The organism is Gracilibacillus timonensis, from assembly GCF_900086715.1.
Taxonomy (GTDB): domain Bacteria; phylum Bacillota; class Bacilli; order Bacillales; family Amphibacillaceae; genus Gracilibacillus; species Gracilibacillus timonensis.
In genome coordinates, this window is the sequence record NZ_FLKH01000012.1 from 682,241 (window position 1) to 709,164 (window position 26,924).

The window sequence follows — 26,924 nt, forward strand, 5'->3', positions numbered from 1 at the left end:
TTTATGACACTAAGCCTGAATTTCCTCTGCAATGAGGCGTGTCATTTCCGCTGTATTTACGAGTTTACCATCCGTACTTTGCAAATCTGCTGTATGGTAATTGCGATTTAATACGGCTTCTACCGCTGTTTCAATCGCCTCTGCTTCCTTATTCAGGTTAAATGAATAACGCAGCATTAAGGCAGCGGAGAGCACCATTGCAATCGGATTGGCAATACCTTTGCCAGCGATATCTGGTGCCGAGCCATGGGCCGGTTCATATAAACCAACACCATCCTCCGCCAAGCTGGCAGAAGGGAGCATACCAAGCGATCCCGTTAATACAGAAGCTTCATCACTGAGAATATCACCAAACATATTCTCGGTCACGATCACGTCAAAATCAGTTGGGCTGGTGATCAATTTCATGGCAGCGGCATCGACTAAGACATGATCTACGGTTACGTCGGGATAGTCTGACTTTTTCTCTTCGACAATCTCTCGCCACAGTTTACTAGATTCTAACACATTTGCCTTGTCAACAGAAGTAAGGTGCTTATTGCGCAGTTGCGCACTTTCGAATGCCTTATCGACAATGCGTTCGATTTCTCTTCTTGTATAGGTTAACGAATCGACAACTGCATTACCATTGTCGCGTCGTTCACTCGGTTCTCCAAAGTATAAGCCACCCGTTAATTCACGGACAATCAACAAATCACTTCCGGCAATAATGGACTCCTTTAATGGGGAGGCATGTAATAATTTTTTGAATCCTTTTACCGGACGCAGATTGGCATATAAATCTAATGCCTTACGAATCCCTAATAATCCACGTTCAGGCCTCAGTTCAGATGGGTTGTTATCCCATTTTGGGCCACCAACCGCTCCTAATAGAACCGCATCTGCAGCTTGACATGCCGCTATCGTTTCATCTGGGAGGGGAGTGCCATGGTTGTCGATAGCAATTCCACCAATATCATAAGAAGAGAATGTGAATGAATGATTGAATTTTTTTTCAATTGCTTCAAGGATATCTTGGGCTGCATGGATTACCTCAGCACCAATCCCGTCCCCGGGAAGCAATACGATTTGTTTACTCAATGCCTTAACCTCCTGTAAGAAAATGCGATTTAACTAGCTTTTTTTTGATAAATAGCCCGATTCACACCATTAATATAGGCTAAGATGGCAGCTTCTAATACATCTTGTGCAGAGCCGCGACCACTCACGTGATGTCCGTCAACGGTTAAGCTGACATGCACTTCTGCTAATGCATCACGCCCTTGACCGATTGAACTCAATTGAAAATCGGTTAAGTGGGTTTCCTCGACGAAAATAGCGTCTAAGGTGTGGTATAATGCCTCCACACTTCCAGCACCTGTCGTTGTTTTTTCAACGGATTGACTAGACGGTGTCGTTAAGCTGATGGTTGCCTCTGGTTGATGATTGGAACCATACTGAACAAAGAAATGATCCAGCTGATATCGTTTGACATTGGATGTGTCGGTTTGGATATCGGTTAGTATAGCAAACAAATCATCATCGGTTACTTCTTTTTTATGATCCGTTAAGCTTTTGAACGCCTTGAACGCTTCTTTTAGTTTTGCTTCTGGTAATTGATAGCCTAATTGTTTGATTTTATCGGTAAAGGCATGGCGACCTGAGTGTTTGCCTAGTACTAGATTATTAGAATGTACCCCAACTAATTCAGGGGTAATAATTTCATAGGTTTCGGCATTCTTGAGCACACCGTCTTGATGAATACCAGATTCATGGGCGAAAGCGTTACGACCGACGACGGCTTTATTGCCTGGTACGGTCATACCGGTAAACTTACTGACCATGTCACTAGTGCGTTTGGTTTCGTTTAATATCAAGTTTGTATAAAAAGGATAATAATCATTGCGAATTTGTAAGGCAACGGCAAATTCTTCAAGGGCAGCATTACCTGCGCGCTCACCGATACCATTAATGGCACCTTCGACTTGTGTTGCTCCATTTTCGATGGCAGCAAAGGAATTAGCCAAAGCCATTCCCAGATCATTGTGGCAATGACAGGATAAATCTACTTGCTCAATATTCGGTACGTTGTCTTTCATATACTTAAACATGGCACCGTACTCACGAGGCATCGTATAACCAACGGTATCAGGCAGGTTAATCACGGTGGCACCGGCGTCAATTACCTTTTCTATGATTTCTGCTAAGAATGGCAAATCAGAACGGGAAGCATCCTCTGCTGACCATTCGACATGGTCAAAGAATTGCTTACCATATTTCACCATCTCGACAGCCGTTTCGATCACTTCTTCTGGTGTCTTGTTTAGTTTGTATTTCATATGAATAGGGGAGGTGGCGATGAAGATGTGGACTCTGGGGTTGGTGGCGTCCTTCAAGGCATCTCGACAAGCATCGATGTCTGATTTTACCGCACGCGCTAAACCAGTGACGGAGACATCTTTCACCGTTTCCGCAATCTTTTTGACTGCTTCAAAATCCCCTTTGGAGGAAGCAGGGAATCCTGCTTCCAATATATCTACTCCAAAGCGTTCTAATTGTTTAGCCAGCTCTAATTTCTCTAATTGATTTAAGTTGACACCTGGTGATTGCTCACCATCTCGCAGTGTCGTATCAAAAATCTTAATTGGAGTCATTAGAGACCACTTCCTTCTTATTAATGGCCTTTTGTTTTACAAATGGCATTAATTCACGAAGTTCTCTACCTACCTCTTCAATTTGAAGTTTTGATTCTGCTGTTTTAATAGCTTCATAACGAGGACGGTTTGCTTGATTTTCAAGGATCCACCCTTGGGCAAACTTACCTGTTTGGATATCAGAAAGTACTTCTTTCATACGTGCTTTGGTGCCTTCATCAATGATACGCGGACCAGACATAAAGTCGCCCCATTCAGCAGTATCAGAGATAGAGTGGCGCATGTTTTCAAGACCACCTTCATATAATAAATCAACGATTAGTTTTAATTCATGCAGACATTCGAAGTAAGCAATTTCTGGTTGATAGCCTGCTTCTACAAGTGTTTCAAAGCCTGCTTTAACTAGCTCAGAGGTACCACCGCAAAGTACGGCTTGCTCACCGAATAGATCTGTTTCTGTTTCTTCTTGGAAGCTTGTTTCAAGAATACCAGCACGACCTGCACCGATTCCTTTGGCATAAGCAAGTGCGATGTCTACAGCATTACCAGTCGCATCTTGGAACACACCATAAAGGGAAGGGACACCAGCGCCTTCTTCATAGGTTCTGCGTACAAGATGTCCAGGGCCTTTTGGAGCTACTAGGAATACATCCACATCGGACGGAGGTACGATTTGGTTAAAGTGAATATTGAAACCATGAGCGAATACTAGAGCATTTCCTGCTTCTAGGTTAGGTTCGATCGCTTCTTTATAGATAGCTGGCTGATTTTCATCTGGAAGAAGAATCATGATGACATCGGCATCTTTGGATGCTTCTGCAACGGTTTTAACTTCTACACCATCTTCTTCTGCTTTGTCCCAAGAACGTCCTTTACGAAGTCCTACGACCACATCAAAGCCGCTTTCTTTAAGGTTTAGGGCATGTGCATGACCTTGAGAACCATATCCGATAATGGCAATTTTCTTCGATTGTAATACCTCTTCGTTGATATTATTGTTGTACAATACTTTTGTCATAAATATACTACATCCTCTCAAAAATTTTTATTTATATAATAAAGAAAACAGGTCTTTCCCTAGATGAAATAGGGAAAGCCTTCTTTTCTTATACTATCCTAACCTAATAAGGAAGAAAAATTCCCATCAATGGTGTTTGGCTGTTGGCCGCGAACAAAGGCGGTTAAGCCAGTGCGAGCCAGCTCTTTGATGCCATAGGGCCTTAATAATTCAATCAAGGCTTCTATTTTATCTGGCTTACCTGTAACCTGAATCGACATACTATCCTTGCTGACATCAATAATAGAAGCGCGGAATGGCTCGATGATGCCTTGAATTTCAGCGCGTAATTGGCTGTTGCTGACAATTTTAATCAGGGCCAATTCACGTGCAACAATGGCTTTATCGGTAATATCAGATACTTTTATCACATCAATTTGTTTGTTTAATTGCTTGGTTACTTGCTCTAATTTCTGAAAATCTTCCACATCTACAACAAACGTCATCTTGCTCATGTCCTCTGTTTCTGTTCTGCCGACGGAGATGCTTTCAATATTGAATTGACGACGCTGCAACAGCCCTGTAATTCGATTTAAGACACCACTGCGATTTCTAACCGTTGCTGTTATAATTCGTTTCATGGTTTCACCCCAATCATTTCATCTAGTCCTGTACCAGGGGCAATCATAGGGAATACATTCTCCTGCTGCAATACCCGTGCATCCACAAGAACAGGTCCATCATAATCAAAAATATCTGGTAAAGCATTGATAAATTCTTCTTGTGTCGTTAACTTGATTCCTCTCACATCATAAGCCTCGGCTAGTTTCACAAAATCTGGCTGGATTTGAAAGATAGATTGGGAATAACGTTCGCCATGGAACTTCTCTTGCCATTGTCTAACCATCCCTAGTGCTTGATTGTTTACGATAATGATTTTAACGGGTAATCTTTTTTCTTGTAAAATCGATAATTCCTGCAAGGTCATTTGGAAACCGCCATCGCCCACGATCGAGACAACCATTTCTTCGGGATTAGCCAATTGGGCACCAATAGCAGCAGGAAATCCAAAGCCCATCGTACCTAAACCACCAGATGAAACCCATTTATTTGGCTGATTAAAGGTATAGTATTGCGCCGCCCACATTTGATGCTGCCCAACGTCTGTTGTCACAATTGCATTGCCATTCGTGGCTTCGTATACTTGTTTGATCACCCATTGGCCGATCATTTCCTTATCCGGTGTGTTAAACCATAATGGGTAATTTTCTTTGTTTTCATGGATACGAACGAGCCATTCATCGTGATTCGGTTGGCTAATATCATGAGACAACAATCGTTTCAATGCCTCTTTGGCGTCACCAACGATAGGTATGGCTGTTGGAACATTTTTGCCAATCTCAGCAGGGTCAATGTCGACATGAGCCACGGTAGCTTTCGGTGCAAACGATGATAATTTACCAGTTAAGCGGTCATCGAACCTGGCACCAATGTTAATGAGTAGATCACATTCATACAAGGCCGTATTGGCAGCGTATGTGCCATGCATACCGGCCATTCCCATAAATAGCGGATGATCGCCAGGAAATGCTCCTAAGCCCAATAAGGTAGAGGTAACCGGAAGTGAGTACTTTTCTGCAAATTCCTGTACCTCTTTGGAGGCTTGCGCCATTAAGATACCAGCACCAGTTAATAATACTGGTTTCTCTGCTTTTCCGATCGCCTCCGCTAATTTTTTGGTTTGTAACGGATTTGGCTTGAATGTTGGCTGATATCCAGGTAAATCAATCTCTACTTTAGCTTGAAAATCATCACTGATAATTTCGGCTGAGACGTCTTTCGGGATATCGATCAATACAGGACCAGGACGACCAGTAGTTGCGATATGAAAGGCCTCTTTAACAACACGAGGGATATCTTTCAGATCATTTACTTGATAATTGTGTTTAGTAATTGGTGTAGTAACCCCCATGACATCAACCTCTTGGAAGGCGTCACTGCCAATCACACCTTTGGCAACTTGACCAGTAATCACAATTAATGGCAATGAGTCAATCATTGCGTCGGCAATTCCTGTTACTAAATTCGTTGCACCAGGTCCAGAGGTGGCTACCACAATTCCTGGCTTACCTGATACCCTGGCATAGCCCTCGGCTGCATGAATGGATCCTTGCTCATGTCGAGCTAAGATTTGATCAAAGGCATCTTGTGCTCTATATAATGCGTCAAAGATTGGTAATGCTGCACCGCCGGGATAACCAAATAGCGTGTCAACGTCTTCGTTAATCAAGGCATCGACTAGCAAATCAGCACCAATCCTGGGTTCTTTTGGTTCTACAGCTTCATTTGCTTGCTTTTGTGTGTTTTCCACGTTAATCCCTCCTATTAATAATTATCAACAATCACCTTGATTTATTGGTATTAGAAGATGTTTATGGTACAAAGAAAAGTATGGCTATTGTCTTTTCCTTACACTAAAAAAGGCCATCTCACCCTTGATTTCCGCCACTAGTGTAGCAGAGATCAAGGGTGAAAAGGCCTTTCTTTTCACGGTACCACCCTGATTTGCAATATTCTCACAAACATTGCCTCATAAAGCTATTTACAAAATCAAATAGCTTTGATTGGATAACAGGTACTGTGTAATACCTGGCTATACTTAATGGGAGAACCGTTCAGCATAGCACTCAGGGATGAGTAGTCAGATAAGGTGTATGGCCAAGTTTCCACCTGTCTTGGCTCTCTGCAGCATACATGATCCTGATCCTTTTTTCCCGTCCGCGTTTTTAAACATATTCGCTTATTGTTATAGTATACGATATCGCTTATTCTGTCCACAAAAAAGTTTTTAAATGTGTAATTTTCAGAAAAATCTGATTGACGACAATAATACAACTAAAAAGACGATAGGTCAACTGTTTTTTGCGGATTTTTTTGTTAAAAATAAGAAAGTACGGAATCCACTAAAAACAGAAGCGCTTTCTATCTTAAAATAGACAGGTAGGAAGAGTATAAAAGCACATTTCTAATGCCCATAACAATAACGTTGGCCATATCTAGCATCGTTTTTAATGAATCTGCTACGATTTTGAAAAACACCTGTAAAAATAAAACAGGATGTGTTATGCTTTGGAGGTAGTTCTAATTTCATAATCAACATCAACACTAGGGGAGCCTTTGGCTGAGACGAGTATTCGGACCCTTTGAACCTGATCTGGTTAACACTAGCGTAGGGAAGTGGCGGAAGCATGACGATATATTATTCGACAAATGAATTTTATATAATCGAAGCCACTTGTCCTAACTGGATAAGTGGTTTTTTTCGTTTCTTCCGGCTCAACGAAGAAAGGAGTAATGGAGATGGATAAATCACTGCATCTTATCAGTGATGGCGATTTTTCTAAACGGCATGTACAAATAGTAAAGCGTATTCATGGGGATATTGATTATTTGCATATAAGAGAAAAGAATAAGTCAGCAAAAGATATTCTGGAACTAATCGAAGTATTAAAAACTAGCGGGTTACCCTTAACGAAACTAATCGTAAATGACAGAGTTGACATTGCCGTGATGAAACAATGTGCAGGAGTCCAGTTGGCCTATCACAGTCTAGCTGTTTCATTGGTTAAAAATTGCTTCCCAACGCTTCTTACAGGGAAATCTGTCCATTCGTTAGCAGAGGCTGAACAGGCTCAACAAGAGGGAGCAGATTACTTGTTATATGGTCATATTTATCCTAGCAGTTCTAAGCCGAATCAACAACCAAGAGGAATAGCTAATCTTCGGCAATTAAGCGAAGAACTATCGGTACCGGTCTATGCTATTGGCGGCATTACACCTGATCGAACAAAAGAAATAATCAAGTCAGGGGCAAGTGGGATAGCTATCATGTCAGGTATTTGGCAGGCGGCGGATCCGATACAAACAGTAAAGGCTTACCTGCAAGTGTTGAATAACAGGAAAGAAGGTGGAAAGTGAAAAAGACATTTGATCAAATCATTGTTGGTGGCGGCGTGATTGGTTGTTCGATTGCTTATCAATTGTCCAAAAGAGGTTATCAGGTGCTGATAGTTGAAAGGGATCAAATCGGTTGTGAGGCCTCTAGTGCTGCAGCAGGAATGCTAGGTGCTCAAGGAGAATTCACACAAGCAAGTCCTCTTTTTCAATTTGCTCAAGAAAGCAGAGCGTTATTTGCAGATTTATCAGTTGAGCTTTGGGAAGAAGCAGGGATGGATATTCAGTATGTTCATAAAGGAATCATGAAGTTCGCTTTTGATCAGCAGCAATACAATACGTTGAAAAGCCTGGCAACTTTTCAACAGGAAGCTGGTTATCCTGCTTATTTGCTGTCGACAGAAGAAGCGAGAAAGATGGAACCAAGTTTGACAGAGGAGCTCCACACGGTTCTTTACCTGCCGAATGATGGTCAGGTGTCCGCTTATCATCTGACAAAAGCATTTTCCCTTGCCGCCTATCGTCATGGTGTCATGCTTCATGAACAGGAAAAAGCAGTTGAACTGCTAAGGGAAAATAAAAAGGTTTATGGTATACGAACCACAAAAGGAACCTATTACGCTGATCAAGTCATTGTAGCAACGGGAGCATTTGGCGATGATCTGCTGCCTGATGAATATGCCATTATTCCTGTAAAAGGGGAATGTCTGCTATTGGAATCAGAGCAGCGCTTATTTCAAACAACCCTGTGGATGGACGGCTGTTACCTTGTCCCCAAGCAAGGCAACAAGGTGGTAGTTGGCGCTTCATCTATACCAGGAAAAACAGATAAACATGTCCACGCAGCAAGTGTTCAAGGGCTATTATCACGAGCAGAACAGATGGTTCCGCAGCTGGCAGAGGCAACAATAAATTGTTTTTGGGCAGGGATCAGACCAGCTACCGCCGATGAACGTCCTTACTTGGGTGAGATTCCTGGAATCAACGGTTTATATGCTGCCAAGGGACACTATCGCAATGGCATTCTATTATCAGCGATTACAGGCATCTATCTAGCAGACTTAGTTGAAAACAAGTCGGTTCGTCCACTTTATTACGATTTTTTTCGTGGTGGTCAAGCACGAGATCCATCAGCAAATGTCACAAGTTTGGAATAAACACAAAAGGCAGGTGCATGCATGTGGAAATAATCGTTAATGGAAGTTATTTGGAAGTAAAGAAAGGAGTAAAACACATCAAAGATTTACTTGAGTTTCTGGGGTTGCAAGATAAACCGTTGATTATCGAGCATAATCAACAGATATTACAAAAAGAAAGACATAAACAAGCGGTGTTAAAAGATGGAGACAAGATTGAGATTGTTCATTTCGTTGGAGGAGGATAAGCAAATGCTTAATATTGGAAACTATTCGTTTGCTTCTCGTTTGTTCTTAGGGACTGGCAAATATCCTGATTTTGATATTCAAAAGCAGGCAGTAGATCAATCAGAGGCAGAAGTTCTTACTTTTTCCGTGAGAAGGATGAATATCTACGACCCATCCCTGCCCAATTTTTTAGAAAAAATAGATGTAAACCGCTATACTTTTTTACCGAATACGGCAGGGGCAAAGGATGCGAAAGAAGCGGTGCGAATCGCTAATTTAGCTGCCGCTTCAGGGCGATGCGATATGGTGAAAGTGGAGGTTATTGGTTGTGATAAAACATTGCTGCCAGATCCGATCGAGACACTAAAAGCAACGGAAGAGCTGGTGGCAGCAGGATTTACCGTGCTTCCATATACCTCAGATGATGTGGTATTAGCCAAAAAGCTGGAGGAGGCGGGAGCGCATGCCATCATGCCCGGAGCTTCCCCGATCGGAAGCGGTCAAGGAATTATCAACCCGTTGAACCTTTCTTATATTATCGAACAATCGAACGTTCCGGTTATCGTGGATGCAGGTATCGGTTCGCCAGCTGATGCAGCGTATGCTATGGAGTTGGGTGCAGATGGTATCTTGTTGAATACCGCCGTTTCCGGAGCAGAAGACCCTGTGAAAATGGCTAAGGCGATGAAATATGCAATAGAGGCCGGCCGACTTGGCTATCAAGCAGGAAGAATCACGAAGAAGGCATATGCGGTAGCTAGCAGTCCGGAGGTAGGGAGCTAATGTTGGAGACGAATCGTTATCAACGCCAAGTCTTATTTGTACCAATTGGTGAGACGGGGCAAACAAAGCTTAGTCAAAGCCATGTACTGATTGTCGGCGCAGGTGCGTTGGGATCAAGCAGTGCGGAGGCATTGACACGAGCAGGTATTGGCCAGTTGACATTAATTGATCGAGATTATGTGGAAGAAAGTAATCTGCAGCGGCAACAGCTATTTAGTGAAACGGATATGAAACAAAAAACACCAAAGGCAATTGCCGCCAGACAAAGGCTTGCTGAAGTAAATCATCATGTCCAAATACATGCGATTGTCGGAGATGCCGAAGTCGATATATTAAGAAAAGTGGTGCCTGAAGCGGATTTAATTATTGACGCTACCGATAATTTTGAGACAAGGCTTATACTGAATGATATCGCACAGAAGTATCAAAAACCATGGATTTACGGAGCTGTTGTAGCAAGCTATGGCATTACCTTTACCGTACTCCCTGATAAAACGCCATGTCTGCAATGCCTGCAAGCTTATATACCAGCTTACGGGGCCACCTGTGATAGTGTTGGAATTATCCAGCCCGTGGTACAAAAGGTCGTGTCTCACCAAGTAACCGAGGCACTCAAGCTATTAACCGGTAACGAAGCCGATTTATCTGGAAAACTTATTTCGTTTGACTTATGGAAAAATGCACACACAGAAATAGACATAGCAGCCTTACGAAAAAAAGACTGTCCGTCCTGTTCCGAGAACAGAAGCTATCCAAACCTAGCTTACGAGTCCCGTATGAAAACGACGAAGCTATGTGGAAGAAACACTGTTCAACTACGATCGCAACGTAAATCAACAGATTTGAGTGAAGTTGCCAAAGAATTACAAAAGAATAAACAGATAAAGCTATTTCAAAATCCTTATCTGCTTTCGTTTGAAATAGATTCGTACCGAGTAGTGCTCTTTCAAGATGGGAGAACGTTAGTTCATGGGACGATGGATCAACAGGAAGCAAAAAAAATCTACCATCGTTATTTGGGATGAATTTTTTGCTAATAATGTCCATGTTATCGAGAATGCAGCAAGAAAGCTGCATTCTCACACATAACCCCTTTTCCTAACTCGCTTGTAGCAATATACAGCAATCGAGAAGAAATATAGTCTATTTTTACGTGATAGAATGATACTAATTAGGAGGGGGGCTTTTGAAATGAATAAAGTGATGCTAAATATCTCCATGTCGCTAGATGGCTATATAGCAGGGAACAATGATCATCCGCAACAACCCTTGGGAGATCAGGGTGATGTTATCCAAAGGTGGTTGTTTTCAGGGGAAGAAACGAGCGAAATCAATTCTTTTTTCAAGCTTTCCAGCGTCGATAAAGAAGTTTTTGATTCGTCAGCTCGAGAAACAGGTGCGATGATTGTTGGGAAGAGGACGTTTGATATCGTGCACGGGTGGGGCGGGAGCCACCCATTAGCGAATATTCCCGTATTTGTGTTGACACATCATATTCCGACGGATCCTCCGGAAGGTGCTACACCGTTTATTTTTATCACCGATGGGGTGAAAGAGGCAGTTAAACAAGCGAAGGAAGCAGCAGGCAAGAAAGAGGTAAGCGTTGGAACAGCTAGTGTTGCCCAGCAGTGTATAGCATTTGGTCTGCTGGATGGACTTGATTTGCATATTGCTCCAGTGTTATTAGGGAAAGGTGTGCGCTTATTTGACCATATTGGAGAAGAAAATATTATGCTAAAATCAACTAAGGTCATCGAGGGAACAGGTGTCATTCATGTTAAATATGATATTGTAAAATAATCACATACCATATCTCATAAAGGAAAAAGTTTTGTTCATAATGGATGAAGCTTTTATTTTTGGGTAAATAAGGAATATCCATTTTTTCATGCAATGCGCGCTTTTTTTCATATATACTATGATAAAAAGCTATGCAGAGAGGAGCTTTTATTTGCGAGTGAACAAAAGGTGGCTTACTTTAGGTGTGGTTTGGACGGTTGTGTTTGCTGGGATGAGTTTTTATTGGGCGATGGGTGGAATGTTTGGTGTCAGATCTCTAGGTGATGCCATCTATGAGCAATCGCTTGATCCGGATCCCTCCTTTATATTACTTGTCTGGCTAACTGGTTTTGTGAAATTATTAGGTGTGTTATTGCTAGTACTGCTGCTTATTTCTTGGCAAAATGTCTTCATGAATAAGGTGCTTTATTACCTTACCAAAACGGGAGGGATCCTTCTCTTTTTATATGGATTATTAAATTTTATTACCATTTCTATGAGTGCATTTGATATATTGGCTATGGATTTAACGACCTATGCAACTTTTTGGAGACTTGTATTTTGGGAGCCGTACTGGATGACAGGCGGTGTTTGCTATTTTTTCTCTGTGAAGAAGGCATAGTTTTACACGAAGGTCTTTGTTATTTACAGTGCTGACCAGTTTTTGGTATACTAGTTAATAAATTATAGTAATAAGGTCGTGAAAAGATGGAAGCATTAGCTATCCTTCCCTGTGGTCGACGAAAGATCTGGGACAAAAACCCTGCAGTCGGTGGAGTCAAGGCAGCGGATGCCTATATTGGAGTGCTTCACCGTTTATGTCGCCAATATGCGTCACTATATGTAGGCGAGTGGGCGGTTATTTCAGGCAAACATGGCTTGTTATTGCCAGATGATATCGTACCGGAGAATTATGATGTCACCTTTGGACAAAAACATCCTGATGTCATTTCGATCGCTCAATTAAAACAACAAGTCATCGACAAACAGCTTGACCAATTCCCCAACATTATTGCTCTAACGGGGAAAAAGTATCAGCCGATTATCAAGCAGGTATTTACGACCCAAGAGATCCAATATCCCTTATTAGGTACAAAAGGAATTGGTAAAATGCAACAATTATTAAAACATAGTATCGAACAAGGTCAACCACTTCACAAACAATAGGAGGTCAATTATGCAATCATTTGCCGTTCAACATGGTTCTCAACAGTTCTTGGAGCAACAGATAGCCGACCCTCAGCCAAACGAGGTGGTAGTCGCCTTGCGAGCAGCAGGACTAAACCATCGTGATTTAATGATGAAAGACAGAATTGGTAATCAGCCCGATATTTATACGTTAGGTTCTGATGGGGCAGGTGTTGTTGAAAAGGTGGGCAGTGAAGTTTCTCGATTTAAAATAGGGGATGAGGTGATTATTAATCCGAGCTTGAATTGGTATGATAAAACCAGTGCTCCGCCGGATGATTTTCGTATTTTTGATGGAACGTTTGCGGAAAGGACGGTTATCAGCGAAGACTTTATCGAGAAAAAACCAGATCATTTGAGTTGGACCGAGGCAGGGGTGTTTACCTTATCGGCCTTGACTGGTTATCGCGCCTTGGTGACATTAGGGCAAATCAAGCGAGGTGAAACCTTGTTTATCCCAGGCGTTGGAGGCGGTGTGGTCAGTTTTATTATTCAATTGGCCAAGGCAAAGGGGGCTTATGTGATCACGACGTCAAGGGATCCGAATAAATTGAAACAGGCTGAAATTCTAGGATATGATCGAGCGATTCTAACAGATGATAATTGGGAGGAGCAGCTAGCAGATGAAGAAATTGATCTGGTGATAGAAACGATCGGTGGTGCTACCTTTAATCGTTCTTTAGGTGTTCTCAAGAAGGGTGGGCGTATCGTTACGTTTGGTTCATCGACAGAGGATCAATTTACTCTTAACCTGCGTCAGTTTTTCTATGGGCAATATCAATTGTTCGGCTCCACGATGGGGAGTAGAGAGGAATTGCGGGAACTCCTTGCATTTTGTGAACAACATGAATTGAGACCGCTACTTGATAAAGGATTCCCTTTTACTAAAATAGATCAGGCCTTTGACCATTTATCCGGTCAAACCCAATTAGGTAAGGTATATGTTGTTATGTAATGTAAAAAGTACACAAAGCAGACAGGTTCACCCTGCCTGCTTTTTGATTATCCTTTCGGCTTAAAAAAGATAGCCCCAATCATACCAAAAATAATCGCTGCAGAGATGCCAGAACTAGTTACCTCAAACATACCCGTGACGACTCCAATTAACCCATGTTTTTCGGCCTCTGCCATTGCGCCATTAACGAGCGAGCTGCCAAAACTGGTAATCGGAACGGTGGCACCCGCTCCAGCGAAATCGATTAAAGGCTCATACCAGCCCAAGCCATGTAGGACTGCCCCGGTGACGACTAGTATGCTCAGGGTATGACCGGGGGTTAATTTTCCGACATCCAACAATAGCTGACCAATCACACAAATGAGTCCACCTACGAGAAACGCCCATAAAAATACCATCTATAACCCCTCCTATCTCTGTTTTGTTACGTATCCGTTATCAAGGCCTATTCCATGTTTTCAATAGAAACGGCATGAGCGATGCAGGGAATCGTTTGTTTTTGTTGTACCGATAATGGGGATAATAATGCGCCAGTTGCCACAACTAAGATTCGTTGACAATCACCTTTCAATAATTTGTGATAAAAGTGACCGTATGTAACGATCGCTGAACAGGCTGGCCCGCTTGCGCCAGAAAAAGTGGGTTGGTCTGCCTTGTATATCGTTAAACCACCATCTACAAACTGTTGCTCTGTAACCCCTGTCTGGTTTTGATTTAATAAATCCATGCAACGCTCCCTGCCAATTTTGGCCAAGTCACCGGTAATAATATAGTCATAATAATCCGCACTGATTTGCCGATCTTCCAGGTGTTGTTTAATCGTATCAAAGGCAGCAGGCGCCATAGCTCCGCCCATATTAAAGGGATCCTTTAGCTCTGGATCGACGACTTTCCCGATGGTAGCGGAGGTCACTTTAGGCCCTTTACCTGTCGAGGCGATAATGGCGGCACCAGCCCCTGTCACCGTCCATTGTGCAGTATCAGGCTTTTGACTGCCATACTCTGTAGGATAACGGAATTGCCTTTCCGCTGCCGAGTTATGGCTAGAGGCTCCCGTTATGACATAATTCGCCTTCATCTGACTAACGATTAAGGCAGATAGAGCCAAACCTTCCATAGAGGTAGCACATGCACTGAATACCCCAAGGTAAGGGATAGCCAAATTACTGGCAGCAAAATTAGAGGGGGTTAATTGATTGATGAGATCCCCTTGCAGCAGGAATTGCATGTCACTAGACGTAAGTTGGGCCTTCTTTAATGCATAACGACAGGCATCCTCCATCATATGCTGTTGAGCCAGTTCAAAAGACTTTTCTTCCACCCATTGATCATCATAAAAATGATCGAAATCGGTACGAATATTACCTTGTTTTTCAAATGGGCCACCGACGGTTCCTGTAGCTAAAATGGTAGGTGGCTGTTCAAATAACCACGTTTGTTTTCCAATCATTATATGCCACTCCAATATGAAAAAATGGTTTTAATTAATGCAATAAGAAAAGCTGAAAAAACACCAAACAAGATAACCGAACCTGCCAGTTTAAACATATTACCGCCTACACCTTGTACAAAGCCTTCGGTACGGTGCTCAATGGCAGCCGATATAACGGCGTTTCCAAAACCTGTGACAGGAACCGCTGTACCTGCACCGGCAAATTGGGCGATGCGGTCATATACCCCAAATCCGGTAAGAAGCATGGTGATAAAGATTAAAGTAGCAACGGTCGGATTTCCAACGGTTTGTTCTGTGAAATGGAAGAAATACATGTAAAAAAAAGAAATCAACTGACCTATTACACAAATAAGCCCGCCTACTAAAAAAGCTCGAATACAATTTTTAACAAGTGGTCTTTTCGGTTCGGTTGCCTGTTCATAGCTTTTATAATCTGATTGTATGTCTTTCATTGTTTACCTCCCTTAAGCCTGTTCTTCCGAAAGCTTGATTAACTTATTGATTTCCTTTTTCGCTTCTTTTTTTGACAAATGCTTGTCTTCTAATTTGCCTAATTCAATCATAAATTTTTGATCAGATGTCACCTTTACTTTGTCAGAATCAACTGCTTTTTTCAGTCCTTTTTCTATTTTTTTTTCTAATTTTCGTTCGGTGGCTTGCTGGATAGGGTTTGCTGTGATGGCGACAAAGAGCTGATCATCCACTTGAACAGCTTTATAATCAGATATTTCTTTTACATCATCTAGATAGGCTTGACTGGGGCTGCTGCCTCCGTTTTTGGAATGTAAAATAAGTACTTCTTCGCCCGTTTCTGGTGCTTCTGCTGATGGAGAATCAGGATTTTGACATCCAATCAAAGTAAAAACGAAGGCGATGATTAGTGTATAGACCAACTTCATACTTCTCTTCCTTTCTAAATGGAATGGTGACTAGTACGGTGTGATTTATAAAATGACGAGTAGTGAGAGCTTATCGGGGTGTTAACACCTGTTATCCCTCACTTAGACTTCCTAGAATTCTCTTCAACGCTGCAAGTGGAGGCTTACGGATGATTGCACCGAGATAAATTGTTTTCACCTCTATTTTGTAAAGTTTTTGAAAAAGTATGCATTTGATTTATAATTTGAAGAGAAAAAACATTTTTTTGTCAAAAAAGTGAAACGATTGCACGATTAAAATCGTCTATATAGAGTAAGCGAAAAAATGGTAACATAGGGGGAGGGAGCTACTTTTGAAAAAGAAATATATGGTGATTATCGCTTTCCTTGTTGTAGTAACCATTTCATTCTTCATTGTACGAGAGTGGCAAGGTGCTTCTCTAACTGAAACGGTAAAGTTTGAAGAACAGTATCAAGATTTCGTCGTACATATTCAAGTGGAACCAATGTCGGAAGGGTTTATGGTACTACGTTCGATTCAATACTTAGGTGATGAGGATATTGTTATTTATCATAGAGCACCGCTGACGCAAGTGACGATAGATCAAGATAATCCTGTGTTTACGGGTAGCGAAGTGGAAAAACAATTAAATAGCGGGGGACAGTACTATCCTCAGGAGCCATTGACTTTCTCTTCGCTTAAGAAGGGGGAACATGCTATATTTATTCATACACAATTTAAATTGGAAGGGGAGCAGGTTAACATTAAGAGTGAGGGAGAGCTTGTGTTTGAATAGCGCCTATATATGAGGGTTCATTATGCGATGATAGGTTCATGAAATGAAGGGCCGTTTATAAAAAGCAGTACTATATAAGAACGGCCCAGATATACGGTTGTGAGACGTAGAAAGTGCTAGACAAACATCGGGAGACCGAAGTTTTAACCGGAATGCTTCCTAGCACCTGTCAGTGATTCTTCCTGTACTTGGTTTTCTTCGTGCAAGCTCACTCTACCATACGCAACTTAGTTTCTTGGGGATCAGAGTTGGTAATCAGATGATACTGGATATGAATGTTTTGTTCATCCTGCCAATTGGCCTCTATTACACGTAGATCTTCTAATTCCGCTTCGGCCTGGAAAGGGGCCATTTCCCAATCTTCTAGTTGAAAAACTTTCCATACATCTTTGTTTTTATGTTCGAAAAGTATAAATAATTGCGTCTCTTCAGGGGAAGGAATGATTTCTTTTAGTTTTACCATGTCATCCAGCAGCAGTGAGCGGTTAGGTTCTTTTCGATCTAATAATAAAAAAGAACACTTCTCATCTTGACAATTGAAAGATAATAAATAGAGTTTTTCTAGCATAAGTTTCTCTAATTTCATATTTGCAACAGCTTGTTCCCGATCGTTTGTTGTCGCTAGAAAGGATTTCAAGATAGTAATGTTGTTAGTATTTAAAACAATGACCTCATCATCTAATGCAAATTCAATTTCATGTTGTTCTTCGATGGGTTCTGCTTGTTCAGGCGGCTGTTCCACTGTTTCATTAGACATAGCGTCGGTTTCTTTCGTAATCATCAAATCTTCTTGATCATTATCGCATGCACACAGCATCAATAATAGGAAAATCCAAATCGTGTGTTTCATTGCGTCACCACCTTTTTATAAAATAAATACTCCTAGGTATAAGATTTTGAACGAATCAATAAGACGGATGATGAGAAGGTGCCGGTCCATCTATTTCATGTAGTCAAGTTGTTGTTTGTCTGCGCTAGGTAACACGCCGGGAATAGGTTTTGCTATTTCTCTTAGGGCACAATTCAACAAGTGATTCGAGTAAAAAACGCTCTCATTTATGTTTCCGATACAGCGGACTTGTGCTTAGCCTCCTGATATGAACGAAACTGTCAAGGCCCCACTCTGCACCAAGTTTTAATCTATTTTTGACAAACTTTAAGAAGAGAAGCGATTTTTGGCTTCTTTACTTTCTTGGTGTTACATGTGTAGCCTACTCGTCAGCAATAATCGCTTCCATAGACAAATCTAAGACATCTTAGTTAGATGACGAGAACCAAGGTAAAGTTATAACAAAGCCCTAGAGTTGTATAAAAGAGTTAATATGGACCATATTATACCATGAAAAAAGAAAAAACAGGGAACAAAATCGTGTAGGAATCATAAAATGCAGCTTTAGCTTTATTAATCCAAAAAAAATGATATAATAAAAGTAGAATTTGGAGAAAATGAGGTGTAAGCAATGAGTACATTAATGGGTATTCTATGTTTTGTTATTATCATTGGTACGGTGGGTTACAACATATTTGACCGAGTGAAATAGCATGGCCAGCATAAGTCTGGAATGAGATCAGTAATATCAAATACAAGCAGGTAACCGCCGATTCACTGCTTAGCGGTTATTTTCAGAAAGAAATGGGGGAGAACTATAGATGATAGGCTTCCCGATTTTTTTATAAGCAAAGAACGTATATAATCCTTGGCATAATAGGACTTGGAATGATGTTGACCTGAAACGAATTTCGATATCGATAAGTTGGATGATGTAAAGTAAGCCGTCCATCTATGCCCTGTCGTAAAGTTGATCGTTTGTCGGTGCTAGATAGCGCAGATGAAACGCACCATTCCGTAAAAGACTCTACTTAACATCATCCCGCCTTATCGACAGTCAGTATGTTCTTTTGATGATATAAGTGGAATGAAATCATGTCTCATAGATCGGATAGGTGCTCTTGATCCATTTACGTGGTAGGAGGAGATAACCAAGGAATAAATGCATTTATTCTCTGGTTATCTCCTCCTACCGCTAGTGCGGCAATTATCGTCGTGATTTGGGCAGGCAAGTTCTTTTTGTAACTGAAAACCATAAATAAAAGCGCTTTCCTGTCATTAGAAAAGTGTTTTAACATCTTCATAAAAAAGCGATTATGTTAATTTTATCTATCTTTACAGGGATCTGGTTAATAAGAATCACAAAAAATCCAAATTTACAGTTGATTTATGCTAAAGCATTTGGTTTAAGATGAGAAAAAACGGGATAAATCGCTAAAATATGCTAAAATGGCAGGTGACAAAAGTTTTTTTGTGAGAAATATGTCTAATTTTGCGGTTTGCTTTACATTCTTACAATAATTTGGGATAATCAGTAGACATGAGTATAACGTTTATTCTAGCATAAACGTTCATATGCCCTCATTTTCAGACTTATAGAAAAGTCTGAGTGGAGAATTGCAGATGCTGATAATAAGCTAAGTCTTATTACCCAGCAAGGGGATAATCGAATAAACTCATGGATAGCAGCCTCGCTTAGTAACTGCTCGGTTGGTTCAACTAATATTCATTGGGGATGTGGAAGCAGACGAAGCTCGCGATGTTCTGTCGCGACATCTGCGCTAGCACGCCCTGTGCGGTAGTCCTAACTGAATAAAGTTTCACTTTATCACATCCTACAATACTGGAGGATTTAAACTTATGACGGTGTATCTAAATGAGCTAGTCAAGGAAATCGAAAGACTACGTAAAGAAATGACGGAAGTCGCCCTCCAAAAAGGTATGACAAGTGAGGAATCATTACAAATCAGTCAAAAATTAGATGGTTTGCTTAATGATTATCAACATTACAAACAAACTCAAAAAAAGGAGGCGCTTCCCAAGAAAGAGAGCAGCTAACCCGCACAAATCTAAGAAAATATAGATCTGTGCGTTTTTTGTTTCTTTTTGGAAGGCGTCTTGATTTAGTTCCATTACAGTCGTTGATATCCGTCCACATCTATTTTATTTCTTTCTTTCGCTAAGTCTTATGGGGATGTCTTGCTGTATTAATTATTACTAATAGAAGTTTCTATTCGATTTAAACCTTCTGCCAGGGTATCCATATCATAGGCGTAGGATAATCGGAGATAACCTTCTCCGTACACGGAGAAAGCACTCCCGGGGACCAAGGCTACGTTGGCTTCATCAACTAATTGCAATGCTACTGTGAGCGAATCTGCTGCTAAGTGTCGAATGTCTATGAAGAAATAAAAGGCTCCTTCTGGCAGGTAAACCGGAAGATTCATTTTTTTTAATCGATCATATACGTAATCTCTGCGCTGGAGATAGGCTTGTTTCATGATAATTGGGTCATTCTCTCCGTTTTGTATAGCTTCTAGTGCCGCATATTGACTGATGGAGGAGGCGCAAGAGATATTATATTGGTGGATCTTGATCATATGCCTCATCAACCACTTTGCACCTAGGACATAGCCAATTCTAAATCCAGTCATGGAATGGGACTTGGAGACACCATTGATGATAATAACCTTGTCACGTATTTGAGTGTGTCTTCCAATGGAGAAATGGACGTGTTCATACGTCAGCTCACTGTATATTTCGTCTGCGATAAAGAAGATATTGTACCGTTCAACCACAGCTGCTATTTCGGTTAGTTCTTCCTCTGACAGGGAGACACCAGTTGGATTGGATGGATAAGGAAGTATCACGGCCTTCGTTTTTGGTGTGATCGCGGCTTCGAGTTTGGCAGCAGTCATTTTAAACTGGCTATTTCGTGTATCAACATAGACTGGTACTGCTTTAGCAAGCTTAATTAATGGTTCATAACCAGGATAAACAGGACCAGGTAAGATTACTTCATCCCCCTCGTTGAGAATGGTACGAAGGGTAATATCAATTGCTTGAGATGCCCCAGCTGTGACAATCACCTCATGGACAGGATCATAGTTTAGTTGGTAATGGCGTTGCACAAAGGCAGCAATTGCCTCACGCAAAGGAAGTATACCAGCATTTGCCGTATAAGTAGTTAAGTTATTATCAAGAGCTTGTTTTGCTTGTGCTTTCACATGTTCGGGAGTAGGAAAATCTGGCTGTCCAATCGTTAAGGAAAGTACCCCCTCTTTATTACCTACCATATTAAAAAATTGTCGAATACCAGATATTTTAATGTCTTTCACTTCTTTGTTGATATAGTGTTCCATCATTATTACCTCCTGTTGATTGAAAATCATGATCTAGGTCTAAGCATTAGAGAAAATGGTGATACTGCCAATAGGGAAAAGAAATCCAAGTTTATTTTATCACAAGTAAGCTGAGGGAGGGTATAATGCATGTTAACAGAATGGTGGAAGGAACTAGAAAGAGTGAGTGATTATTTATTAGTAACAAAGCAAGCAGAGATGTTTAGTGTCATCTATATAACCATTGGTCTGACTATCCTTTATTTTACTTTGCGTCCATTGATTTCGTTATTAGTACTAATCGAATGGAAGGCATTTATGACCTATAGCTTTGTCATTATGATCATGCTTGTCATAACGGCTATGATCCAAACGGAAATAGAGGGGAAGTACTTGATAGTCAGCTGCCTGATTTTTACTAGTATTGTCTGTTTTCATCGTTTGTTTAGGCGGTCTTACTCGTAGGCAGCTTCGAGCGAGCGGCAGATGTGTCGATAGCTGCACTGGAAACGGCATAGGTCTACCATTTTCGTTTATGATAGAAAGGAGACAGGTTTGAAGTCATGTAGTTGTCTTGATTGTTTTGCTGTTTCGTAAGAGACCAGTTTAAATAACGGTATAAAATGGTTTTTGCCTGCCGCAGTGACAATCTTGATTTAGGATTCTGATAGCTCTCGTCCAGTTTACCTAAGTGGGGCAATGTTTTTAAGTCGTGTTTATCCGGAGGGATATGGAAATAAAAATTCCCAATTTGAATGAGCAGGACAGAATGCTGCTTGCTATGTCTAGGGTTATTAGAATAATGCAAACCAATCTTTGTGGCTTTTCCTTCTTTTAGTAATTTTTGGATGGCTTCTTTTTTTAAATGATAAAGCTTAGAGGGGTCTGGTGCTGTTTTGGTATGTCTGTTGACGATAAAGAGCGCTTCTCCCATTTCATTTGGAGCGTGTTTTTTTGTTTCCATGTTGTTCCACCTTTATTGGCATAGTAAAAGAGTAGAAGAATCTTATATTCTCCTACTCCATACTTTAATTCATTGCCTTTAAATCTTCAACTATTTTCTCCATTTCGTTTGCTTCCTGTCCACTATATCTCTTGATTGCATTCCCTTCTGGTGTAACTAAATAAAAGAATCCTTGATGAATCACTTGATCATCATTGTCGGGGTGTTCAACAATTGCTTTAAAGGAATCTCGTGCAAATGCTTTGATATCTTCATTAGAATATCCAGTCAAGGCATGCCAATTATCAAAATCTCCGCCTCGATCTTCAATATATTGTTTCAGCATCTCCGGTTCGTCCACCGTTGGATCTACAGAAAAGGAAACCATCTCTACATTGTCGATCCCTTCGTCTGCCAGCATATCTTGCAATCGCGACATATTGGCGGTCATTGCTGGACAAATCGAATTACAATTCGTGAACATCATATCTGCAATCCAAAATTTTCCGTCCAATGCTTCTTTGCTGAAGCTTTGGTTATCTTGATCTGTATAAGTGAAGTCTTCTATCTCATAAGAGAAGTCTCCTTCATATTTGTCACCACATGCCGCTAACAATAATAACATGGCAGTGAGTAGTAATACTTTTTTCACCACTTGATTTACCTCCTGCTATTGATTGGTTTTTAAATGATAGATCGTAATTTCTGGTTTACATAAAAAACGATAAGGTGCCCTGGTTGTTCCAATTCCGCGATTAACAAATAATTGGAGCGGTCGACTGCCGACTTGATAGTCACCTTCTACATATATTTCAGATAGATGCGGAGTATAGATATAACCAACAAAAGGAAGTTGGACTTGTCCACCGTGGCTGTGTCCCGACAGCTGTATGTCAATAGGATATTCCTTGGCTACCTCTGCATAATCTGGTTCATGTGCTAATAATATGGCTAAGTGCTCTTCGCTAAGGCCATGCGTTGCTTCATCCAGATTGGGATCGCCCAATAATACATCGTCTACACCAATCAGGTTAATCATATCACCATTTTTATTGATTTGTCTGTGTCCGTTTTGTAACAATTCAAATCCACTTCGCTCAAAAATTTCTTTTAATATATCGGTTCCATATCCTCCGTGGTCATGGTTACCATAGATCCAAAATTTACCGTCTTTAGCCTGAAGGTCTGCCAACGCATGAATTAACTTGCTTTCTACCTGATAGGTGCGCGGGTTGTCTATTAAATCACCGGTAAAAACGATGAGATCAGGCTCTAATTGATTGATTGTTTTGGTTAATTCGACCAATTGATCAACGGTATAATGAAAACCGATGTGGGTATCGGAAAATTGAAGTATCGTATAATCATTGAAACTGCGAGGTGTTTTATGGGAAATAATATCAATATGGTGTTGATCTAATAAGCCTGGCTCGATTTCCCTTGCATAATAATAAGTTCCTCCACCCAGACCGAAGAAAGCAACAATACTACCTAAAAAACGTTTTAAAAAAGTTCTGCGATTCATTAGATTTATACCTTTCTATTGTTTATCCAGGTGCAAACGACTGTAAGCCCCGGGGATGTTCAAACATTCTATCGAGAGAGTTTGCGCTAGAATTGAATAAAGTTTCCCTATATTATAGCACGATAGATTAGCTTATGAACAATAAAGGGAATCCATTAGATCATTATTTCATTGCTTTTTCTTATCAGCACCAGTACCTCGACACCATGATATGAAAGGAAAGGTGCATACTCTTTATTCGTTGATGATGACTAAAATGGTGCAAATTCTTAAGGTGTTGTCCGTCATATCTGAGGTGATGAAAAAAGTATCGAGCATTCACTGGAGACTAGTTATCAGCTGTGGCTTAGCGATAAACACCTAAATTTTTTTAAAAATGCAGGAAAGTATATTTTTTGTAGAATTAGCTTTGGTACAATTTTGACTTTGACGAATCGGCAGTTCAATAGCTACTTTTAAGGGCTGAGACGGGGGTTTGTTCATTTTTCTTCTCAGGTGCCCTCATGAAGCTTTTTGAATCGACTATTTTATGTTAAACTATGTGAGGTGATGTCAAAATGGACCCTTCATACAAAGAAAAGGAAGTGGAAGACATGTCTGACATATTAGGTGAAAGATTAGTCGATTTGACGGTTGGAGAATTAATGATCCCCGCTGAGCAGGTTGCACACGTTCAGCAAGGAAATCCAATTGAACATGCCCTCTTATTGTTAGTTCAATCTGGTTACTCTTCTGTTCCAGTATTAGATGCTGATTATCGCTTGAAAGGAATTATTGGAAAAACCCCCATTTTAAAAAGCGTTACTGGATTAGAACGTTTTGAAATGGAGAAGATGGCAGACATCAAAGTAGAGGATGTTATGAAATCTGGACAACCTGCTTTACAGATGGATAGCAGTTTTCTGACTGGTTTAAAAGTGGTCATTGATCATGCCTTTGCTTGTGTGGTAGATGAAAACAATTACTTTCTTGGCATCCTAACAAGAAGGGCGATATTAAAAGAGGTAAATAAATCGATTTATAATACCGAATCACATAAGAGAGTCCAAATGGAACATACATCATTTAAATGAACAAAATGATACGTTTTGATAGTGAAATAAACAATAATTTGTTATATTTAGCACAGTGAAAAAAAGTTGAGATCTTATGCTTTGTCTTAATAAGCAATCATAGATAGAACAATACAAAATACATTGGAGGATTACGATGAAACAAATGGATGCCCATGAAATTATTTCTTTTATATCAAACAGTGAAAAATCAACACCGGTAAAGGTCTATATAAAAGGGAGCGATATAAATCAGATAAAAGCCACTGGTTCTGTGCAAACTTTTTTTAATGAAACGACAGGTGTTATCTTTGGAGAGTGGAAAGAGGTAGAAGCACTTCTGGATGCCCACAAAAACCAGATTGATGACTATGTGGTGGAAAGTGACCGACGCAATTCCGCTATTCCTTTATTGGATACAAAAGGTATTAACGCTAGAATTGAGCCTGGCGCTATCATCCGTGATCAAGTAGAAATCGGTGATGGAGCAGTTGTCATGTTTGGCGCGATGGTGAATATTGGTTCTGTGATTGGTGCAGGAACGATGATTGATATGAACGCAAGTCTGGGTGGACGTGCTACAGTAGGGGAAAATTGTCACGTTGGTGCAGGTGCAGTACTTGCTGGTGTGATCGAACCCCCTTCAGCGCAACCTGTTATTATTGAAGATGGAGTAGTAATTGGCGCTAATGCAGTGGTATTAGAAGGTGTGAAAGTCGGCGCAGGAGCAGTGGTTGCAGCAGGGGCTGTTGTTACAAAAGATGTCCCAGCAAACACCGTTGTAGCAGGTACACCCGCCAAAGTAATCAAAGAAATTGATGATCAAACAAGATCAAAAACAGAAATTATGGAAGCACTTCGTAAATTAAATGATTAAGATGATCTAACAGGCAGGATATCATATCCTGTCTTTCTTTGAAAAAGAATGCATGATTTTTGGAAGGTAGCTATCTACGTAACATAGTAACAAGATGGAAGAGGTTATATTAGGTGGTCATCGAAAAGACTAATGAAAATGACGAAGGAGGTGGTCGGAACATGAACCAAGACCAGATGAGAGACATCCGTCGATCATTACATCAAATACCTGAATTAGGTTTTCAAGAAGTGAAGACACAGACTTTTTTAATGGAAATCATTCAAAGGATGAACCGTCCCAACATTGAAATGATCAAATGGAAAACAGGCTTATTTGTTTTAGTGAAAGGAACCAATCCATCAAAAACAATTGGTTATCGAACGGATATAGATGGATTGCCGATAAAGGAAGAAACGGATTTACCTTTTCAATCGAAGCATAGTCAACATATGCACGCATGTGGTCATGACTTGCATATGACGATTGCATTAGGTGTCTTGGATGAGATATCAGCTCATCCTGTCAAAGACGATGTATTATTTTTATTTCAGCCAGCAGAGGAAGGGCCTGGTGGAGCGGTCCCTATGATGGAGACAGAGCAATTTAAACAGTGGAAGCCGGATATGATCTTTGCTCTACATATAGCACCGGAATTACCGGTAGGCACGGTATCCAGCAGGGCTGGCACCTTATTCGCCAATACAAGTGAACTATTTATTGATTTCAAAGGACGAGGTGGTCATGCTGCCTATCCGCACTTGACAAGGGATATGATCGTAACGGCTAGTTATTTTGTAACCCAGCTACAGCAAATTATTTCTAGAAGCCTGGATCCACTTGATAATGGTGTGATTACGATAGGGAAAATGACAGCTGGTACTGTGCAGAATATCATTGCTGAGACGGCTCGCCTGGAAGGAACGATCCGAACACTTGAGCCAAAAACTATGACATTGATTAAAGCAGCATTGGAGCATATGATTACCGGATTTGAAATAGCCAATGACTGCGAGATTAAGCTGGATTATGGCTCGATGTATTATCAGGTTCATAATACGGAAGAGTTGGTAGCTCAATTTCAGCAAGCTGTGGAGAAAGAAGAAAGAATAACCTTTGTGGAGGCTGGTCCTGCGATGACGGGGGAGGACTTTGGTTATTTCTTAAAAGAGGTGCCGGGATTTATGTTTTGGCTAGGAGTTGACTCTCCATATGGTTTACATCATAGCAAATTAAACCCAAATGAAGATGCGATACATATCGGTGTTCGATCGGCAGTGGCGATGATTCAATCACAATAAAATAATGTTGAGGTTTTCATCGCTAATAACCTTAAGTATCTCAGCCTTTTTTTTCGTTGGAATGAAGAGTAATGAAGAAAAGAAAGAGACTCCTTCTTTATAAAGGGAAGTTGGCTAGTATGCAAACGAAGAAAAGCTTAGTCTTTCGATAATGGACTAAGCTTTTTTATATGATAAAAAAGTATATACTTTTTGGTATAATAGGACTCGAAATGATGTTGAACTGGAACGAATTACAATATCGATAAGTTGGATGATGTTAAAGTAGCAGGCCCATTTATTCCATGTCGTCAAGT

Annotated in this window: 29 protein-coding genes and 1 riboswitch; of the genes, 15 read left to right on the top strand and 14 right to left on the bottom strand. The window is 40.7% G+C overall.

Going from position 1 to position 26,924, the window contains the following annotated elements:
- Positions 1-9 precede the first annotated feature (9 nt).
- From leuB to ilvB, 5 genes are all read right to left on the bottom strand, one after another.
- Entirely contained in the window at positions 10-1,080 is a 1,071-nt protein-coding gene (leuB, locus tag BN6556_RS14335; RefSeq protein ID WP_066192706.1) for a 3-isopropylmalate dehydrogenase, read from the bottom strand.
- Positions 1,081-1,109: 29 nt separating this feature from the next.
- A complete protein-coding gene (locus tag BN6556_RS14340) occupies positions 1,110-2,633 on the bottom strand; it encodes a 2-isopropylmalate synthase (RefSeq protein ID WP_066192708.1) in 1,524 nt (507 codons plus the stop codon).
- Positions 2,620-3,651, bottom strand: coding sequence for a ketol-acid reductoisomerase (gene ilvC, locus BN6556_RS14345; RefSeq protein WP_066192710.1), 1,032 nt, complete (start codon positions 3,649-3,651; stop codon positions 2,620-2,622). The genes BN6556_RS14340 and ilvC overlap by 14 nt, the downstream gene beginning before the upstream one ends.
- 98 nt (positions 3,652-3,749) lie before the next feature.
- Positions 3,750-4,271 (bottom strand): acetolactate synthase small subunit, encoded by a 522-nt coding sequence (gene ilvN / locus BN6556_RS14350; RefSeq protein ID WP_066192712.1) that lies wholly within the window; start codon positions 4,269-4,271, stop codon positions 3,750-3,752.
- Positions 4,268-6,001 (bottom strand): biosynthetic-type acetolactate synthase large subunit, encoded by a 1,734-nt coding sequence (gene ilvB / locus BN6556_RS14355; protein ID WP_066192714.1) that lies wholly within the window; start codon positions 5,999-6,001, stop codon positions 4,268-4,270. The genes ilvN and ilvB overlap by 4 nt, the downstream gene beginning before the upstream one ends.
- Before the next feature lie 786 nt (positions 6,002-6,787).
- A riboswitch (TPP riboswitch) is annotated at positions 6,788-6,883 on the top strand.
- Between the two features lie 107 nt (positions 6,884-6,990).
- Here ilvB and BN6556_RS14360 point away from each other — a divergent pair.
- The 9 genes from BN6556_RS14360 to BN6556_RS14400 all read left to right on the top strand — a co-directional run bounded on the left by BN6556_RS14360 (position 6,991) and on the right by BN6556_RS14400 (position 13,653).
- The gene (locus BN6556_RS14360; protein ID WP_066192717.1) at positions 6,991-7,608 is read left to right on the top strand and encodes a thiamine phosphate synthase; all 618 of its coding nucleotides are present in this window, start codon (positions 6,991-6,993) and stop codon (positions 7,606-7,608) included.
- Complete coding sequence (gene thiO, locus BN6556_RS14365; protein ID WP_066192719.1) at positions 7,605-8,741, top strand: glycine oxidase ThiO; 1,137 nt, start codon at positions 7,605-7,607, stop codon at positions 8,739-8,741. The genes BN6556_RS14360 and thiO overlap by 4 nt, the downstream gene beginning before the upstream one ends.
- A 17-nt stretch (positions 8,742-8,758) precedes the next feature.
- A complete protein-coding gene (gene thiS / locus BN6556_RS14370) occupies positions 8,759-8,968 on the top strand; it encodes a sulfur carrier protein ThiS (RefSeq protein ID WP_316245329.1) in 210 nt (69 codons plus the stop codon).
- Between the two features lie 4 nt (positions 8,969-8,972).
- Positions 8,973-9,731 carry a thiazole synthase gene (locus BN6556_RS14375; RefSeq protein ID WP_066192722.1) on the top strand — a complete coding sequence of 253 codons (759 nt, stop codon included), beginning with the start codon at positions 8,973-8,975 and terminating at the stop codon, positions 9,729-9,731.
- The gene (locus BN6556_RS14380) at positions 9,731-10,756 is read left to right on the top strand and encodes a ThiF family adenylyltransferase (RefSeq protein WP_066192725.1); all 1,026 of its coding nucleotides are present in this window, start codon (positions 9,731-9,733) and stop codon (positions 10,754-10,756) included. Before BN6556_RS14375 ends, BN6556_RS14380 begins: the two co-directional genes overlap by 1 nt.
- A gap of 166 nt (positions 10,757-10,922) precedes the next feature.
- A complete protein-coding gene (locus tag BN6556_RS14385) occupies positions 10,923-11,531 on the top strand; it encodes a dihydrofolate reductase family protein (RefSeq protein WP_066192727.1) in 609 nt (202 codons plus the stop codon).
- A 157-nt stretch (positions 11,532-11,688) separates the two neighbouring features.
- Complete coding sequence (locus BN6556_RS14390; RefSeq protein ID WP_235817576.1) at positions 11,689-12,132, top strand: DUF3995 domain-containing protein; 444 nt, start codon at positions 11,689-11,691, stop codon at positions 12,130-12,132.
- A gap of 86 nt (positions 12,133-12,218) precedes the next feature.
- Positions 12,219-12,677, top strand: coding sequence for a DUF6884 domain-containing protein (locus tag BN6556_RS14395; protein ID WP_066192731.1), 459 nt, complete (start codon positions 12,219-12,221; stop codon positions 12,675-12,677).
- 10 nt (positions 12,678-12,687) lie between these two features.
- Positions 12,688-13,653 carry a zinc-binding dehydrogenase gene (locus tag BN6556_RS14400; protein ID WP_066192735.1) on the top strand — a complete coding sequence of 322 codons (966 nt, stop codon included), beginning with the start codon at positions 12,688-12,690 and terminating at the stop codon, positions 13,651-13,653.
- 47 nt (positions 13,654-13,700) lie between these two features.
- Here the strand turns inward: BN6556_RS14400 and spoVAE are convergent, their stop codons facing one another.
- The 4 genes from spoVAE to BN6556_RS14420 are packed head-to-tail and all read right to left on the bottom strand — an operon-like array spanning position 13,701 to position 16,005.
- Positions 13,701-14,051 carry a stage V sporulation protein AE gene (gene spoVAE, locus BN6556_RS14405; RefSeq protein WP_066192737.1) on the bottom strand — a complete coding sequence of 117 codons (351 nt, stop codon included), beginning with the start codon at positions 14,049-14,051 and terminating at the stop codon, positions 13,701-13,703.
- 47 nt (positions 14,052-14,098) lie between these two features.
- Positions 14,099-15,106, bottom strand: a complete 1,008-nt coding sequence (gene spoVAD, locus BN6556_RS14410) for a stage V sporulation protein AD (RefSeq protein ID WP_066196414.1) — start codon at positions 15,104-15,106, stop codon at positions 14,099-14,101.
- Positions 15,103-15,558: a stage V sporulation protein AC gene (gene spoVAC, locus BN6556_RS14415; protein ID WP_066192739.1), complete on the bottom strand. Its 456-nt coding sequence runs from the start codon at positions 15,556-15,558 to the stop codon at positions 15,103-15,105. The genes spoVAD and spoVAC overlap by 4 nt, the downstream gene beginning before the upstream one ends.
- A gap of 12 nt (positions 15,559-15,570) precedes the next feature.
- Positions 15,571-16,005 (bottom strand): YhcN/YlaJ family sporulation lipoprotein, encoded by a 435-nt coding sequence (locus BN6556_RS14420; protein ID WP_066192742.1) that lies wholly within the window; start codon positions 16,003-16,005, stop codon positions 15,571-15,573.
- 332 nt (positions 16,006-16,337) lie between these two features.
- Here BN6556_RS14420 and BN6556_RS14425 point away from each other — a divergent pair, with 332 nt between their 5' ends.
- A complete protein-coding gene (locus BN6556_RS14425; RefSeq protein ID WP_066192744.1) occupies positions 16,338-16,781 on the top strand; it encodes a hypothetical protein in 444 nt (147 codons plus the stop codon).
- 208 nt (positions 16,782-16,989) lie between these two features.
- On the opposite strand, the gene BN6556_RS14430 is transcribed toward BN6556_RS14425, so the two are convergent.
- A complete protein-coding gene (locus tag BN6556_RS14430; protein WP_066192745.1) occupies positions 16,990-17,631 on the bottom strand; it encodes a hypothetical protein in 642 nt (213 codons plus the stop codon).
- A gap of 1,839 nt (positions 17,632-19,470) precedes the next feature.
- Between BN6556_RS14430 and BN6556_RS14435 the strand changes: the two genes are divergently transcribed.
- Positions 19,471-19,668 carry an aspartyl-phosphate phosphatase Spo0E family protein gene (locus BN6556_RS14435; protein ID WP_066192746.1) on the top strand — a complete coding sequence of 66 codons (198 nt, stop codon included), beginning with the start codon at positions 19,471-19,473 and terminating at the stop codon, positions 19,666-19,668.
- Between the two features lie 149 nt (positions 19,669-19,817).
- On the opposite strand, the gene BN6556_RS14440 is transcribed toward BN6556_RS14435, so the two are convergent.
- On the bottom strand, positions 19,818-20,972 hold the full coding sequence (locus tag BN6556_RS14440) for an aminotransferase A (protein WP_066192747.1): 1,155 nt from the start codon (positions 20,970-20,972) through the stop codon (positions 19,818-19,820).
- A gap of 129 nt (positions 20,973-21,101) precedes the next feature.
- On the opposite strand from BN6556_RS14440, the gene BN6556_RS14445 reads away from it, so the two are divergent.
- Positions 21,102-21,416, top strand: coding sequence for a hypothetical protein (locus tag BN6556_RS14445; protein ID WP_066192749.1), 315 nt, complete (start codon positions 21,102-21,104; stop codon positions 21,414-21,416).
- A gap of 55 nt (positions 21,417-21,471) precedes the next feature.
- Here the strand turns inward: BN6556_RS14445 and BN6556_RS14450 are convergent, their stop codons facing one another.
- The 3 genes from BN6556_RS14450 to BN6556_RS14460 form a co-directional block, all read right to left on the bottom strand.
- Positions 21,472-21,915 carry a YkyB family protein gene (locus BN6556_RS14450; RefSeq protein ID WP_066192751.1) on the bottom strand — a complete coding sequence of 148 codons (444 nt, stop codon included), beginning with the start codon at positions 21,913-21,915 and terminating at the stop codon, positions 21,472-21,474.
- Positions 21,916-21,979: 64 nt separating this feature from the next.
- Positions 21,980-22,549, bottom strand: a complete 570-nt coding sequence (locus BN6556_RS14455; protein ID WP_078060107.1) for an SCO family protein — start codon at positions 22,547-22,549, stop codon at positions 21,980-21,982.
- A 15-nt stretch (positions 22,550-22,564) separates the two neighbouring features.
- Positions 22,565-23,419: a metallophosphoesterase gene (locus BN6556_RS14460; protein WP_066192753.1), complete on the bottom strand. Its 855-nt coding sequence runs from the start codon at positions 23,417-23,419 to the stop codon at positions 22,565-22,567.
- A 593-nt stretch (positions 23,420-24,012) separates the two neighbouring features.
- Between BN6556_RS14460 and cbpB the strand changes: the two genes are divergently transcribed.
- From cbpB to BN6556_RS14475, 3 genes are all read left to right on the top strand, one after another.
- Positions 24,013-24,492 carry a cyclic-di-AMP-binding protein CbpB gene (cbpB, locus tag BN6556_RS14465; RefSeq protein ID WP_066196424.1) on the top strand — a complete coding sequence of 160 codons (480 nt, stop codon included), beginning with the start codon at positions 24,013-24,015 and terminating at the stop codon, positions 24,490-24,492.
- A gap of 136 nt (positions 24,493-24,628) precedes the next feature.
- Positions 24,629-25,348 carry a 2,3,4,5-tetrahydropyridine-2,6-dicarboxylate N-acetyltransferase gene (dapD, locus tag BN6556_RS14470; protein ID WP_066192755.1) on the top strand — a complete coding sequence of 240 codons (720 nt, stop codon included), beginning with the start codon at positions 24,629-24,631 and terminating at the stop codon, positions 25,346-25,348.
- A 161-nt stretch (positions 25,349-25,509) separates the two neighbouring features.
- The gene (locus tag BN6556_RS14475) at positions 25,510-26,628 is read left to right on the top strand and encodes an N-acetyldiaminopimelate deacetylase (protein WP_066192757.1); all 1,119 of its coding nucleotides are present in this window, start codon (positions 25,510-25,512) and stop codon (positions 26,626-26,628) included.
- The last annotated feature ends 296 nt before the right edge of the window (positions 26,629-26,924 follow it).

Coding starts and splice junctions, on each gene's coding strand:
- BN6556_RS14430 (WP_066192745.1), bottom strand. CDS start 17,631: ATGAAACACACGATTTGGATTTTCCTATTATTGATGCTGTGTGCATGC.
- BN6556_RS14395 (WP_066192731.1), top strand. CDS start 12,219: ATGGAAGCATTAGCTATCCTTCCCTGTGGTCGACGAAAGATCTGGGAC.
- spoVAE (WP_066192737.1), bottom strand. CDS start 14,051: ATGGTATTTTTATGGGCGTTTCTCGTAGGTGGACTCATTTGTGTGATT.
- ilvN (WP_066192712.1), bottom strand. CDS start 4,271: ATGAAACGAATTATAACAGCAACGGTTAGAAATCGCAGTGGTGTCTTA.
- BN6556_RS14380 (WP_066192725.1), top strand. CDS start 9,731: ATGTTGGAGACGAATCGTTATCAACGCCAAGTCTTATTTGTACCAATT.
- BN6556_RS14435 (WP_066192746.1), top strand. CDS start 19,471: ATGACGGTGTATCTAAATGAGCTAGTCAAGGAAATCGAAAGACTACGT.
- spoVAC (WP_066192739.1), bottom strand. CDS start 15,558: ATGAAAGACATACAATCAGATTATAAAAGCTATGAACAGGCAACCGAA.
- BN6556_RS14340 (WP_066192708.1), bottom strand. CDS start 2,633: ATGACTCCAATTAAGATTTTTGATACGACACTGCGAGATGGTGAGCAA.
- BN6556_RS14450 (WP_066192751.1), bottom strand. CDS start 21,915: ATGGAAACAAAAAAACACGCTCCAAATGAAATGGGAGAAGCGCTCTTT.
- BN6556_RS14420 (WP_066192742.1), bottom strand. CDS start 16,005: ATGAAGTTGGTCTATACACTAATCATCGCCTTCGTTTTTACTTTGATT.
- BN6556_RS14385 (WP_066192727.1), top strand. CDS start 10,923: ATGAATAAAGTGATGCTAAATATCTCCATGTCGCTAGATGGCTATATA.
- BN6556_RS14400 (WP_066192735.1), top strand. CDS start 12,688: ATGCAATCATTTGCCGTTCAACATGGTTCTCAACAGTTCTTGGAGCAA.
- BN6556_RS14375 (WP_066192722.1), top strand. CDS start 8,973: ATGCTTAATATTGGAAACTATTCGTTTGCTTCTCGTTTGTTCTTAGGG.
- BN6556_RS14460 (WP_066192753.1), bottom strand. CDS start 23,419: ATGAATCGCAGAACTTTTTTAAAACGTTTTTTAGGTAGTATTGTTGCT.
- BN6556_RS14360 (WP_066192717.1), top strand. CDS start 6,991: ATGGATAAATCACTGCATCTTATCAGTGATGGCGATTTTTCTAAACGG.
- BN6556_RS14445 (WP_066192749.1), top strand. CDS start 21,102: ATGTTAACAGAATGGTGGAAGGAACTAGAAAGAGTGAGTGATTATTTA.
- BN6556_RS14475 (WP_066192757.1), top strand. CDS start 25,510: ATGAACCAAGACCAGATGAGAGACATCCGTCGATCATTACATCAAATA.
- thiS (WP_316245329.1), top strand. CDS start 8,759: ATGCATGTGGAAATAATCGTTAATGGAAGTTATTTGGAAGTAAAGAAA.
- dapD (WP_066192755.1), top strand. CDS start 24,629: ATGAAACAAATGGATGCCCATGAAATTATTTCTTTTATATCAAACAGT.
- BN6556_RS14440 (WP_066192747.1), bottom strand. CDS start 20,972: ATGGAACACTATATCAACAAAGAAGTGAAAGACATTAAAATATCTGGT.
- cbpB (WP_066196424.1), top strand. CDS start 24,013: ATGTCTGACATATTAGGTGAAAGATTAGTCGATTTGACGGTTGGAGAA.
- ilvC (WP_066192710.1), bottom strand. CDS start 3,651: ATGACAAAAGTATTGTACAACAATAATATCAACGAAGAGGTATTACAA.